Below are 14,432 nucleotides of genomic sequence, written 5' to 3'. Positions count from 1 at the left end.
ATATGAGTCAAATAGAAAAATACAATAGTTTGGATAACGTACAACAAAAAATAAGACTATCTATTATGGATGTAATAATAGATAAAGGTTCTAGTGTTACACTTCAGGAAGTGATTGAATATATAAGTAAAAATTTGAAGTTAGAAAAGGAATATATAGAAAATACATTACAATATTTTATTGATAAAAATATAATGGTTGTTGATGAAGATAGTATAAATTTTATATATCCTGTATCAGCATTACCAACTAATCATAAAGTAACTTTGAGCGATGGGCGAAGTTTTAGTGCAATGTGTGCTATAGATGCTATAGGAACTTCTTGCACATTTAATCAAGATGTAAGAATAAATTCTATGTGTAGTGTTACAGGGAAAGAAATAGAAATCTTTATAAAAAACGAAAAAATTGAATACGTCAATAACCCACATTTAAGAGTGCTTCATATAAATCTTGATAAATATTCAAACTGGGCAGCAAGTTGCTGAAATATAATGAATTTCTTCTGGACGAAGAATGATTTTGATGCTTGGATAAAAGAATATGGTTTATCAGATGACGATGATGTATATTGTTTAGATATTAATGAAGCAATAGTAGAATCATATAAAATATTTAAATTGAAACAAAAAGTATTATCCTAGATATACATATATGAAAAACTAAAACAACCTTTAGCTAAAAATATTAGATAATATTTAATCTATATACTTTTATTATCAAGTATATAGATTAAATAGAATTTAAAGCTAAAGATGTATTTTTAGTTTTTTATATGTTTAAATAGCTCTATTAAGTATATATTTATTTATAACCTTTGCAACTCCATTTTCGTTATTGGTATCTGTAACATAATCAGCAATTTCTTTTATACTATCACGTGCATTTCCCATAGCTACACCAAGACCTGCATACTTTATCATATGTTGGTCATTTTCTTCATCACCAACAGCAATAGCTTCTTCTATAGGAATATCTAAATTAGTACACAATGTCTTAAGTGCAGTTCCTTTATTAGTAGTTTTACCTAAAAACTCTAGATAAAAAGGAGCAGACCTTACTATAGTATATTTATTGAATAAATTTTTAGGTAGCTGTTGTATAATTTCTTCTAATCTTTCTGGTTCATCAACTATCATAATTTTACAGATTTTAATAGATTCATCAATTTTATCTTTTTGTATATATTTAACATCTATATCATTTAATTTAGCTTCATGAAGAGTATACTTACCAGGAATTTCGTTTGGTGTAATTAAATTGGTCATTGTATTTATGTGTATTTTGGTATTATATTTTTTACAAACGTTATTATATATAAAATCAAAGTCATCTAAAGTCATTTCCACATCATGTATAATTTCTTCACTCTTGACTTCTTGAATAACGGCTCCATTAAAACATATAACATAATCACCTTCATCTGTTAAGTTTAATTGATTTAGAAGTGCTTTTACACCAGGAAGAGGTCTGCCTGTTGTTATAACAACTTTGGCACCAGCCTTTTTTGCTTCTTGAATAGAATCAAAGACCTCAGGAGTAATCCTTTTTTGTGTGTTTAATATTGTTCCATCAATATCTAATGCGATTAATTTGTACATATCAACCTCCAGTAAATTATATACTCAATTTTCCTGTGAAAACGTTGACACAACTAGTGTTGAACAAAATTTCAGTGGAAAATATGATTAGTTTTGTATACTATTATACCAAGAGATAAGCAATTTAGAAAGTTTAATAGTATTAATTTTTTGATAAAAATATTATCTATATAATATGTATATTTAAAAAGTAGATTTTTAATTGTTTTGTAAGTATCAATTATAAAAATGCTATCGTTTGCATTATTATATAAATAGAAGTATTTGTTATAAAAGCTACGGTTTTTATATGAATGTTTTTCTAATAATATACATGGTAGTTGATTTTATATCACAAAATATTGTAATTATATCAATCATATGTTATTATTCAACATGATTACAATGTAAAGAATATTTAATATATATAATAATTTATAAATTAGACTTAGGCAGTATATAAAACTATGTATATCGAAGATATAAAAGTATGATATAAAGATATAAAATAAAGTTGCAAAGGAGCGTTTTAAATGAAGTTTTCACAATTTAAGTATGAAAGACCCAATTATGATAGTATAAAAAAAGAATTTTTGAAGTGTGTAGAAGGTATAAAAAAATCCTGTACCTATGAAGAACAACAAGAAAATATACATAAGATTAATTTATTGAGAAATAAAATAGAAACGTTGTCAAATATAGCATCAATAAGATACAGTATAGATACACTTAATAAATTCTATCAAGAGGAAAAAAATTACTGGGATGAATATTTGCCTTTGTATGAAGAGTTAAATTCTTATTTTTATGATGTTGTAATAAATTCAAAGTTTAAATGTGATTTAATAAAAAAATTTGGGAAACAATTTTTCACAATAATAGACTATTCTCTGAAAAGTTTTTCTAAAGATATAATAAGTGAATTGCAAGAAGAAAATAAATTGTGTTCAGAGTATACTAAACTTTTAGCATCAGCACAAATAATGTTCGATGGAGAAGAAAGAAATTTATCTAGCATGGGAAAGTTTATGTACTCTAATTGTAGGAAGACAAGAGAATTGGCCAACAAAGCATATTATAATTTTTTTGAAGAAAATGAATCAAAATTTGATGACATATTTGATAAATTAGTTAAACTTAGAGATAAGATATCTAAAAAATTAGGCTTTGAAGATTTTGTAGAGCTTGGATATATCAGAATGATGAGAAGTGACTATAGAGAAGATATGGTAGAAAATATTAGAAAGCAAGTATTAAAATATGTTGTTCCAATGGCCAATGAGCTTTATAAAAAACAAGCTAAAAGACTTGGTCTAGAAAACTTAAGTTACATAGATGAAGACGTGGAATTTTTAACAGGAAATGCAAGATTAAAAGGTGATTCAAAGTACATAATTCAGAATGGGCAAAGGATGTATAGTGAACTTTCAAAAGAAACAGAGGAATTTTTTAATTTTATGCTAGAAAATGAACTTATGGATTTAGAAACAAAGAAAGGAAAAGGAGCTGGAGGTTATTGTACCTACATACCAGACTACAAGTCACCATTCATTTTTTCTAACTTCAATCAAACTTATGATGACATAGATGTATTAACACATGAAGCAGGACATGCGTTCCAGTTATACATGTCTAGATGGATTGATATGCCAGAGATTAATTTTCCAACACTTGACAGTTGTGAAATTCATTCAATGAGTATGGAATTTATAACATGGCCATGGATGAATCTGTTTTTTAAAGAAGATACAGATAAATATAAATTTACTCACTTGTCGACAGCCGTCAAATTTATACCTTATGGAATAATTGTTGATGAATTTCAGCATTATGTTTATAAAAATCCTAATGAGGATAAAGCAAAAAGAAAAGAAAAATGGAGATATTTAGAGAAAAAATACTTACCTCATAGGAACTATGACAATAATTCTTTTTTAGATAGAGGGTGTTGGTGGTTTAAGCAAGGTCATATATTTAAAAATCCATTTTATTATATAGACTATGTACTAGCTCAACTTTGTGCATTACAATTTTGGAAAAAAATGATTCAAGATAGAGATGCAGGATGGCAAGATTATATAAATATTTGTAGAGTTGGAGGAACAAAATCATTTTTAGATATTGTAAGTGTGGGAAATCTACATTCACCATTTGATAATGACTGTGTTAAGTCTATCATAGGGGAGGTTAAATCTTGGTTTGATGAAGTAAATGATAGCAAATTATAAAAAATTATGAGAATTTTACCATATAAAAAAGAAAAATTAAAGAATATGTAAAAATCAAAGGGATGATACACAAATAGTTATATTTTTAATCAGTTTGAGAAAGTAAACCAAAAAAGGTTTGTACTTAAAAAAAAAAGAAAATACAGGAAATATGCAATATCAACACTTGGAAAAAAAGTAAAAATGTATACAAAATACATATAAAAAAACTATTGCAAATTTTATAGAATGTTTATATACTTAAGTCAACAGAGATAGAAAAAAGCTATTTATAGAAAACAAAGGATAAATTGCTTAATTTTCAATTTTCTGATAACTTAATAATCCGGATGAAGAGTATGGGAGACTGCTTTATAAAAAGCGACCGAAGGGACAAATTTAATCCTATTTACCCAAAAGATTAGATGAAATTCTCAGGTAAAAATGACTGTACTTGGACGGGGCTCTGAAAATGATTTTAACAGGGAAGACAAATTGGGAGATTTGTTTTTCCTGTTTTTTATTTATCAAGTAATAAATAAAAGATTGAAAGAGAGTAAAAAAATGATAATAATTACAAATAATCCAAAAGTAAGAGAAGAAGTTCAAGAAAGAGAAGTTTTGTTTAAAGACACAACTTATATTGGTATCTTAGAAGCAAGTAGAGATTTGATACATGAAGGATATGAACTTTTATCTCATCCACTCTATGGGAGTGTAAAACCAAATGAAACACCTTATAGAACTATTATACTAAAAAGAGGAAATCGTTTGGATATAAACTCTTTAACCTTAATTGAAGAAGCAATCATCACTGCAAGTAAATTTCAGAATAATAAAAAGACTCCAAAATGGACAGAAAGTGTTCAAGACGACTTTAGAGTAATTGATTATGATATATTTTATAATACAATACAAAGAATGCAGTATGAATAAAAAAAATTGTTAAAAAGTTATTAAAGCAGCCTAAATATTAAATCTAATTTAATATTAAATAAAATGAGAAATCTAATTGGGGAGGATAAGTCAAAATGGAAAATGTATATGACTTAGTAATAATTGGTTCAGGACCAGCAGGGCTTGCAGCAGGGCTTTATGGGGCAAGAGCAAAGTTGAATACTCTAATCCTAGAAAAAGACAAAACTGGTGGGCAAATTGTAATAACACATGAAATTGCAAATTATCCAGGGTCAGTTCCAAATGCAACAGGACCAAGTTTAATAGCTAGAATGGTTGAACAATGCAAAGAGTTTGGAGCAGAAATTCTAAGAGATAACATTGTAGATACTGAGCTAGATGGAGATATAAAAGTTTTAAAAGGCCAAAAAGCAGAGTATAGAGCTAAAGCAGTAATAATAGGAACAGGAGCAACTCCAAGAAAAATTGGTTGCCCAGGGGAAAAAGAACTTACTGGTAAAGGTGTTTCATATTGTGCAACTTGCGATGCAGATTTCTTTGAAGACTTTGAAGTGTTTGTTGTAGGTGGAGGAGATAGTGCATTAGAAGAAGCAATGTATTTAACTAAATTTGCTAGAAAAGTAACAATTGTACATAGAAGACAAGGATTTAGATGTGCTAAGAGTGTTGAAGAAAAAGCAAAAGCTAATCCAAAGATAGAATTCTTATTAGATACAGTAATAGAAGAAATCAAAGGTGATGGAATATTAGAGTCAGTAGTATTTAAAAACAAGATTACTGGAGAAACTCATGAATATTTTGCAGATGAAGAAGATGGAACAATGGGAGTATTTGTTTTCGTTGGATTAGATGCTCAAACTGATTTATTCAAAGGTAAAGTTGATATGGACGAAAAAGGTTATATAATAACTGATGAAGACATGAAAACTAACATACCAGGTGTATTTGCAGCAGGAGATTGTAGATCTAAAACTCTAAGACAGGTTGTAACGGCAACTAATGATGGAGCAATTGCATCTATAGTAGCTGAGAAATACATTGATGAAAAGTTTGGAAATTAAAAGTCTGTAAATTAAATTTAATAAATAATATTTAAAATAAAATAAAAATTTCAAGGGGGAAAAATAAAATGTTAGATTTAGATAAAGCTACATTTGAAGAAGAAGTTTTAAACGCAGAAGGTTTTGTATTTGTTGATTTCTGGAGTGAAGGTTGTGAGCCTTGTAAAGCTTTAATGCCAGATGTTCATAAATTAGCTGAGACTTATGGGGACAAAATAAAATTCTGTAAGATGGATACAACAAAAGCTAGAAGATTAGCTATAAAACAAAAAGTATTAGGTCTTCCAACTATGGCTATATACAAAGATGGGGAAAAAGTAGACGAAGTTACTAAAGATGATGCTACAGTTCCTAATATAGAAGACATGATTAAAAAATATCTTTAAGATATTGGAGAAATATTAACAATAAAGTAAAAATATGTTTTAGTCTGAAGATAATAAGATAAAAGAGGTTTTTATATCCAAGTTTGTTAAAAAAATAATTTTAAATAAAATAATTTTTTTACAGTAAATATTTTTTAATAATATAACAAATATTTAAGACATAAAAATACTATATTATAAAATTATCTTTAATAAAAGTTATAAAATGATATAATTTTGAGAAAAACTCAAATGCATATACACAAATTAAATAACAGGAGGTGCAAGTATGCGTCTTGAATTAGGGAAAATCTTTATAAAAGATATTCAATTTGGTGATGTAACAGAAGTAAAAGATGGAGTATTATTCATCAATAAGCAAGAGATGCTACAAGAGATTGGTGGAGATGAGCATATAAAATCTATAGATATAGAATTAGCTCGTCCAGGTGAAAGCGTAAGAATAACACCTGTAAAAGATGTTATCGAGCCAAGAGTAAAAGTTGAAGGTAATGGGGGAATATTCCCAGGTATAATGTCTAAAGTTGACACTGTAGGAGAAGGAAAAACTCATGCTTTAAAAGGTGTAGCTGTTGTAACTACTGGAAAAATAGTAGGTTTCCAAGAAGGTATAGTAGACATGACTGGAGAAGGAGCTAAATACACTCCATTTTCTAAATTAAATAATGTTGTAGTAATAGCTGAACCTATTGATGGTTTAAAACAATATGCTCATGAAAAAGCTGTTAGAATGATAGGATTTAAAGCAGCAATGTATTTAGGAGAAGCAGCAAGAAATCTTACTCCAGATGAAGTTTCAGTATATGAAACTAAGCCTCTTCTTGAGTCAATAAAAGAATATCCAGAACTTCCAAAAGTAGGATATGTTTACATGCTTCAAACTCAAGGATTATTACATGATACTTATGTATATGGAGTGGATGCAAAACAAATAGTACCAACTTTATTATATCCAACAGAATTAATGGACGGAGCAATTGTAAGTGGTAACTGTGTTTCTGCGTGTGACAAAAACCCAAGTTATGTTCATATAAACAATGGAGTTGTTGAAGACTTATATGCAAGACATGGTAAAGATATAAACTTTGTAGGTGTAATTATAACTAATGAAAATGTTTACCTAGCAGACAAAGAAAGATCTTCAAACTGGACTTCTAAATTATGTAAATACTTAGGATTAGATGCAGTTATAGTTTCACAAGAAGGTTTTGGAAATCCAGATACTGACCTTATAATGAACTGTAAGAAGATAGAAATGCAAGGTGTAAAAACTGTTATAGTTACAGATGAATATGCTGGACGTGATGGAGGTTCTCAATCACTTGCAGATGCAGATGTAAGAGCTGATGCTGTTGTAACAGGTGGAAATGCTAACCAAGTTGTAGTACTTCCTAAATTAGATAAAGTAATTGGTCATTTAGAAGTAGTAGATGTAATAGCTGGTGGTTCTGATGGAAGCTTAAAGGCTGATGGAACTATTGAAGTTGAAATACAAGCTATAACAGGTGCAACTAATGAAACAGGATTTGGTCATTTAACTGCTAAAGGATATTAAGAAGTATTTTATTAAACGATTGAGTAATGTTAATTAAACATATTATAGATAAATTATAATAAATGTTATAGATATAAAAAAATATATTAGAAATATAATAAGGAGGATTATTATGAGTTTACTTAGTAATAAAAAGGTTCTTATAATAGGTGACCGTGATGGTATACCAGGACCTGCGATAGAAGAATGTGTAAAAACAGTAGAAGGAGCAGAGGTTGTTTTCTCATCTACAGAATGCTTTGTCTGAACTGCTGCTGGGGCTATGGACTTAGAAAATCAAAACAGAGTTAAAGAAGCTGCTGATAAATTCGGAGCTGAAAATGTTGTGATTTTACTAGGTGCTGCTGAAGCCGAAGCTGCAGGTCTTGCAGCCGAAACAGTAACTGCTGGGGATCCAACTTTCGCTGGACCACTTGCTGGAGTTGCTTTAGGATTAAGTGTTTACCATGTTGTAGAAGAACCAATGAAAGCTTTATTTGATGAAACTGTATATGAAGATCAAATAAGTATGATGGAAATGGTTTTAGAAGTTGAAGAAATAGAAGAAGAAATGTCTGGTATAAGAGAAGAATTTTGTAAATTTTAATGCCTAAAAGCAAAAGGGGTGAAACTAAGAGATGGGAAAACTAAAAGCGGTACATTATATTAATCAGTTCTTTGCTGGTATAGGTGGAGAAGAAAAAGCTGATACTAAGCCACATGTGGCAGAAACTTTACCTCCAATAAGTTTACAACTTGATAAATTATTAGGTGAAGATATTGAAATAGTTGGAACAGTAGTATGTGGAGATAGCTACTTCAATGAAAATATAGACAGTGCAAGTGAAGAAGTTTTAGGAATGATAAAAGGTTTTGAACCACAACTTTTCATAGCTGGTCCTGCATTTAATGCTGGTAGATATGGAGTTGCTGCTGGAACAATAACTAAAGTTGTAAAAGATGCTTTAAATATACCAGCCCTAACAGGTATGTATATTGAAAATCCAGGTGCAGATATGTTCAAAAAAGAAGTTTATGTAGTAGAAACTTCTGATTCTGCAGCAGGTATGAGAAAAGCACTTCCTAAAATAGCAAAGCTTGCAGTAAAACTTGCTAATGGAGAAGAAATTGGAACTCCTAAAGATGAAGGATACATAGCTAGAGGAATAAGAGTTAATTATTTCCATGAAGACAGAGGTTCTAAGAGAGCTGTTGACATGTTAGTTAAGAAAATAAAAGGTGAACCATTTGAAACTGAATACCCAATGCCAAACTTTGATAGAGTTGACCCAAGTAACGCTGTAAAAGATTTATCAAAATGCAAAATAGCTTTAGTTACTTCAGGTGGTATAGTTCCAAAAGGAAACCCTGATAGAATAGAGTCTTCTTCAGCTTCTAAATATGGAACTTATTCTATAGCAGGAGTTATGGATTTAACAGAAGAGACTTATGAAACTGCACATGGTGGATATGACCCAGTGTATGCAAATTTAGATGCAGATAGAGTATTACCTGTTGATGTTCTTAGAGATTTAGAAAAAGAAGGTGTGATTGGAAAATTACATGAAACTTTCTACACAACTGTAGGTAATGGTACATCTGTTGCAAACTCTAAAAAATATGCTTCTGAAATTGGAGCGGCATTAGTGGCTGATGGTGTAGATGCAGTAATATTAACTTCTACATGAGGTACTTGTACTCGTTGCGGTGCAACGATGGTAAAAGAAATAGAAAAAACTGGACTTCCAGTAGTTCATATGTGTACAGTAGTACCTATTTCATTAACAGTAGGGGCTAATAGAATAGTTCCAACTATAGCAATACCTCATCCACTTGGAAATCCAGCGCTTGACCCTACAGAAGAAAAAGCCTTAAGAAGAGGCCTTGTAGAAAAAGCATTAAACGCTTTAACTACAGAAGTAGATGGTCAAACAGTATTTGAAAAATAAAAATAACACACACATATATTATATAGATAAAAATATAAACACACACTAAAAATAAAAAATAACTATACACAAAAAAATAATATAGATTTCATGAATGGGTAAATTGGAGTTATTCATTCATGAAATCTTAAAAAATGCCAAAATACATAAACAATAATAGAATCAAATATACAACAAAACAAAAATAACAACAATTAGAGTCTTTAATTAAATTAAAAAATAAGTGTTCATAAAATTTATGGAGGTGCACAAAATGACTTATCCAGTTTTAAAAGGGGCAGGCTATGTACTTATTCATACTCCAGATATGATAGTGCAAAATGGAAGTACTTGTACAGTTGAAAGAGCAACAAATCCAGATTCAGAATTTTTAAAGGAAGTAAGCAATCATATAAGAAGTTACGAAGATGTAGTTAACTACATGCCAAATCAAGTTTATATAGGAAATAGAAGACCAGAGGAATTAAGAGATTTACCAATGCCATGGTGTGAACAAAAGATTGAGGGAAATAGAAATGGTAAATTTGGAGAAATAATGCCTCAAGATGAGTTCATAGCTTTAATGCAAATAAGTGATGCATTTGATTTAGTAAAATTATCACAAGAATTTATTGATGAAGTAAAACCAAAAATCGAAAACAACTACCCTGAAATTGCTCCATTTGTAAGTAAATTAAAGGGTGATGATATAGAAGAAGGTAAAGAATTAGTAGCAACACACATAGCAGAAGGATTATACCATAATGGAAAATTCATTGGTTATGTAAAAAGAGCACATGATGTAGATGTTAACCTAAATGCTCATACAATGTTTGAAAATTTAGTAGTAAAAGCATCTGGAGTTTTATCTGCTATTCAAATGCTAAGACATAGCAAAATAGACCCTGCTGAAATAGATTATGTTATTGAGTGTTCAGAAGAAGCTTGTGGAGATATAAACCAAAGAGGTGGAGGAAACTTTGCTAAATCAATAGCTGAGATAGCAGGACTTCAAAATGCAACTGGTTCTGACACAAGAGGATTCTGTGCAGCACCAACACATGCATTAATTCAAGCTGCAGCCCTAGTAAAAGCTGGAATACACAAGAATGTAATGGTAGTAGCAGGTGGAGCAAGTGCTAAACTTGGAATGAATGCTAAAGACCATGTTAAAAAAGGACTTCCTGTACTTGAAGATGTTGTTGGAGGATTTGCAGTACTTGTATCTGAAAATGATGGAATAAATCCAGTTATAAGAACTGATTTAACAGGCAAACATACTGTTGGAACTGGTTCTTCACCTCAAGCAGTTATGACAGCACTTATAACTTCAGGTCTTGATAGAGCTAATTTAAAAATAACAGATGTCGATGTATACTCTGTTGAAATGCAAAACCCAGATATAACTAAGCCAGCAGGAGCAGGAGATGTTCCAGAAGCAAACTATAAAATGATAGGAGCACTTGCTGTTAAGCGTGGAGACTTAGAAAAGAAAGAGTTAAAAGACTTTGTTTCTAATAAAGGATTACCAGGATGGGCACCAACTCAAGGACATATACCATCAGGAGCTCCTTATATAGGATTTTTAATAGATGATTTAACTACAGGTGAGAGAAATAGAGCTATGATAGTTGGAAAAGGTAGTTTATTCTTAGGAAGAATGACTAACTTATTTGATGGAGTATCTTTTATAGCTGAAAGAAATACAGGTATTACTGAAGAGACTTCAGGAATATCTAAGGATGAAATTAAGAAGATAATAGCTGAATCTATGAAAAAACTAGCACTAGACATGTTAGAAGAATAGGGGTGAGGATATGTCAAAAAAAGTAATCGCAGATGTATTCTTAGAAGTAGCTAATGCAATAGAAAGCGGCGAATTTGGCAAAAAAGTAAAAATTGGTGTGACTACACTTGGAAGTGAGCATGGTGTAGAGAACATGGTTAATGGTGCACAATTAGCAAAATCTAATTTATTTGATATAGTACTTATTGGACCAAAAGTAGAAACTGACCTTGAAGTAGTTGAAGTTAATGATGAAAAAGAAATGCATTCAAAAATGGAAGAATTATTAGATTCAGGATACATTGATGCTTGTGTTACTATGCACTATAATTTTCCAATAGGTGTATCTACAGTAGGTAGAGTGATAACTCCAGCCAAAGGAAAAGAAATGATACTTGCAACTACAACAGGAACAAGTGCTACTAATAGAATAGAAGCAATGGTGAGAAATGCCATTTATGGTATTGCTACAGCTAAATCAATTGGGAATAAATGCCCAAAGGTTGGAATACTTAATGTAGATGGAGCAAGACAAGTTGAGAAATGTTTAAAAGAATTAAAAGATAATGGATATGACATGGAGTTTGCTGATTCAATTAGAGCAGATGGTGGCTGTGTAATGAGAGGTAATGATTTACTTGTAGGTGCACCTGATGTTATGGTTACTGATACATTATCTGGAAATATATTTATGAAAGTATTTTCTTCATATACTACAGGTGGAGATTATGAGGCTCAAGGCTTTGGATATGGTCCAGGGGTTGGAGAAGACTATGATAGAAGAGTTCTTATAGTATCAAGAGCATCAGGTTCTCCAGTAGTAGCAAATGCACTAAAATACGCCTATGATGTTGTAAAGGGCGATATAAGTAATGTTGCAAGAAGTGAATTTGAAAAAGTTAAAAAAGCAAAATTTGATGATATTATATCTTCTCTTACTAAAAAAGAAGTTAAAGCTGAAAAAGTAGAAGTTAAAATGCCAGATAAAGAGGTTGTTACTCGTCAAATAGCTGGTGTTGATATAATGGATTTAGAAGATGCAGTATCTGAGTTATGGAAAAATGGAATCTATGCTGAAAGTGGTATGGGTTGTACAGGTCCAATAGTTTTAGTAAATGAAGCTAAAGGTGATTTAGCAGTTGAAACTTTAACTAAAGCTGGATATACTGCAAAATAGGTAGGAGTATATTAAAAGATGTGATTTTCTAATTGATAAGTTGGGAAATGTTTATGTGTACTCTTTAAATATAAATTTATTTTTTAAGTGATAATTAAGTATTTATAAGGTTATGGTTTTAAAAATCATAACCTTATTTTTGTATTTTTTCTAAGAAATATATATCTATTCTTAAATTATTTTTACAAAGCCCTAATATGTCCTTTTCTGATAAATTGTTTAATTTAAACAGTTCTGTAAAAAGTAATTAGAAGTTAGACTATAAAAAGATATCTTGTTGTGGAGGATATTAATTAAGTTTTATGTATAAAGAAAAATTATTTAAGTATAGAGCATTTAGTCAAAAAAGAATCAATAAATCATATCAAATAAAATTGATGTGACTGTTGACAAAGCAATATTAATATAGTACGATAGACACATCAAAATATTTTGATATGAGAGGTGAAAAATGATGATTAACTATAAAGATGATGCAAAAATATTTAAAGCTCTTTGTGATGAAAAAAGACTTTTAATTCTCGAACTTTTAAGGAGTGGAGAAAAATGTGCTTGTGTTTTAATTGATAAAATGAATATTGGTCAATCTGCACTATCTTATCACATGAAAATATTGTGTGAATCAGGAATAGTATCACCAAGACAAGATGGAAAATGGACACATTATAGCCTTAGTAAAAAGGGCAGTGAATATGCTAGTAAGCGTTTATTAGAAATCACAACACCTAATACAGATACAGAATCTTGCAAATAAAAGTCATCTACAGATGGCTTTTATTAAAAAAAACATATCAAATAAAATTGATATGAAAAATAGAATGGAGGAATTGTTTTGGAAATATTACAAATAGCCATACTGTTTTTTCAAGACCAAATTCTTGGCATGAAATGGCTAAATAGTCTTATTGGCAACACATTATCATTTTTAGGATTAGATAATACTACACGACTAGGTGGTAGTGTTCAATTCTTTTTTTATGATGTTATAAAAATCACTATACTTTTATGTATTTTGATTTTTATTATATCTTATATACAAAGTTATTTTCCACCAGAAAGAAGTAAGAAGATTTTGGGTCGCTTTCATGGTATTGGAGCAAATATTGTTTCTGCTCTATTAGGGACAGTAACTCCATTTTGTTCATGTTCTTCTATACCACTTTTTATAGGTTTTACAAGTGCAGGGCTTCCTTTAGGAGTTACTTTTTCTTTCTTGATTTCATCCCCTATGGTAGATTTAGGTAGCCTTGTACTTCTTATGAGTATATTTGGTGCAAAAGTTGCAATTGCCTATGTGATAGTTGGACTATTAATTGCAGTTATTGGTGGTACTATTATCAAAAAATTGCACATGGAAAAATATGTTGAAGATTTTATACAAAATGCAAGTCATGTAGATATTGACTCACCATCTTTGACACGAAAAGATAGAGTTCAATATGCAAAAGAACAAGTTAGTGAAACATTTAAAAAAGTATTCCCTTATATTTTAGTAGGTGTAGGAATTGGTGCTATAATTCACAACTGGATTCCAGAAACTTGGATAGAAACAATTCTAGGTAGTGACAATCCGTTTGGTGTTATTTTAGCAACATTAGTTGGTGTTCCTATGTATGCAGATATTTTTGGAACAATACCTGTTGCAGAAGCATTGTTAATTAAGGGTGCACAATTAGGAACTGTACTTGCATTTATGATGGCTGTAACAACATTAAGTTTACCATCTATGATTATGCTTAAAAAAGCTGTAAAACCAAAATTACTGGCTTTATTTATAGCTATCTGTACAATTGGTATTATCGTGGTTGGTTATTTGTTCAATGTTTTGCATACATTTTTAATATTATAAAAACTA

At 30.0% G+C, this 14,432-nt stretch carries 13 protein-coding genes and 1 riboswitch; of the genes, 12 read left to right on the top strand and 1 reads right to left on the bottom strand.

The annotated features are described in order from the left end of the window. Positions 1-2 precede the first annotated feature (2 nt). Positions 3-644 carry a MerB-like organometallic lyase SaoL gene (gene saoL / locus ACTG46_RS13120; protein WP_479922974.1) on the top strand — a complete coding sequence of 214 codons (642 nt, stop codon included), beginning with the start codon at positions 3-5 and terminating at the stop codon, positions 642-644. Between the two features lie 135 nt (positions 645-779). Here saoL and yidA read toward each other — a convergent pair whose 3' ends face one another. Beyond that, positions 780-1,601, bottom strand: coding sequence for a sugar-phosphatase (gene yidA, locus ACTG46_RS13115; RefSeq protein WP_054270958.1), 822 nt, complete (start codon positions 1,599-1,601; stop codon positions 780-782). A 512-nt stretch (positions 1,602-2,113) separates the two neighbouring features. On the opposite strand from yidA, the gene ACTG46_RS13110 reads away from it, so the two are divergent. The 11 genes from ACTG46_RS13110 to ACTG46_RS13060 all read left to right on the top strand — a co-directional run bounded on the left by ACTG46_RS13110 (position 2,114) and on the right by ACTG46_RS13060 (position 14,426). Beyond that, positions 2,114-3,808 carry a M3 family oligoendopeptidase gene (locus tag ACTG46_RS13110; protein ID WP_479922973.1) on the top strand — a complete coding sequence of 565 codons (1,695 nt, stop codon included), beginning with the start codon at positions 2,114-2,116 and terminating at the stop codon, positions 3,806-3,808. 329 nt (positions 3,809-4,137) lie between these two features. Continuing rightward, positions 4,138-4,248: riboswitch (glycine riboswitch) on the top strand. 103 nt (positions 4,249-4,351) lie between these two features. Continuing rightward, the gene (locus tag ACTG46_RS13105; protein ID WP_054270956.1) at positions 4,352-4,723 is read left to right on the top strand and encodes a GrdX family protein; all 372 of its coding nucleotides are present in this window, start codon (positions 4,352-4,354) and stop codon (positions 4,721-4,723) included. A gap of 95 nt (positions 4,724-4,818) precedes the next feature. After that, positions 4,819-5,766, top strand: a complete 948-nt coding sequence (gene trxB / locus ACTG46_RS13100; protein WP_021385149.1) for a thioredoxin-disulfide reductase — start codon at positions 4,819-4,821, stop codon at positions 5,764-5,766. Between the two features lie 68 nt (positions 5,767-5,834). Next, on the top strand, positions 5,835-6,152 hold the full coding sequence (gene trxA / locus ACTG46_RS13095) for a thioredoxin TrxA (protein WP_021385220.1): 318 nt from the start codon (positions 5,835-5,837) through the stop codon (positions 6,150-6,152). Between the two features lie 268 nt (positions 6,153-6,420). Further along, the gene (locus tag ACTG46_RS13090; protein ID WP_054270955.1) at positions 6,421-7,707 is read left to right on the top strand and encodes a glycine/sarcosine/betaine reductase component B subunit; all 1,287 of its coding nucleotides are present in this window, start codon (positions 6,421-6,423) and stop codon (positions 7,705-7,707) included. A gap of 112 nt (positions 7,708-7,819) precedes the next feature. Continuing rightward, positions 7,820-8,293 carry a glycine/sarcosine/betaine reductase complex selenoprotein A gene (gene grdA / locus ACTG46_RS13085; protein ID WP_079739759.1) on the top strand — a complete coding sequence of 158 codons (474 nt, stop codon included), beginning with the start codon at positions 7,820-7,822 and terminating at the stop codon, positions 8,291-8,293. Between the two features lie 31 nt (positions 8,294-8,324). After that, a complete protein-coding gene (grdB, locus tag ACTG46_RS13080) occupies positions 8,325-9,635 on the top strand; it encodes a glycine reductase complex selenoprotein B (protein ID WP_079739758.1) in 1,311 nt (436 codons plus the stop codon). Between the two features lie 253 nt (positions 9,636-9,888). Beyond that, positions 9,889-11,421 (top strand): glycine/sarcosine/betaine reductase complex component C subunit beta, encoded by a 1,533-nt coding sequence (grdC, locus tag ACTG46_RS13075; protein ID WP_054270953.1) that lies wholly within the window; start codon positions 9,889-9,891, stop codon positions 11,419-11,421. A 10-nt stretch (positions 11,422-11,431) separates the two neighbouring features. After that, on the top strand, positions 11,432-12,577 hold the full coding sequence (grdD, locus tag ACTG46_RS13070; RefSeq protein ID WP_167639962.1) for a glycine/sarcosine/betaine reductase complex component C subunit alpha: 1,146 nt from the start codon (positions 11,432-11,434) through the stop codon (positions 12,575-12,577). A 451-nt stretch (positions 12,578-13,028) separates the two neighbouring features. Beyond that, positions 13,029-13,331 (top strand): ArsR/SmtB family transcription factor, encoded by a 303-nt coding sequence (locus ACTG46_RS13065; protein WP_407811546.1) that lies wholly within the window; start codon positions 13,029-13,031, stop codon positions 13,329-13,331. Between the two features lie 78 nt (positions 13,332-13,409). Continuing rightward, entirely contained in the window at positions 13,410-14,426 is a 1,017-nt protein-coding gene (locus tag ACTG46_RS13060) for a permease (RefSeq protein WP_479922972.1), read from the top strand. The last annotated feature ends 6 nt before the right edge of the window (positions 14,427-14,432 follow it).

Source organism: Clostridioides sp. LIBA-7678, assembly GCF_056716065.1.
This window is presented reverse-complemented; position numbering and strand designations above follow the sequence as displayed.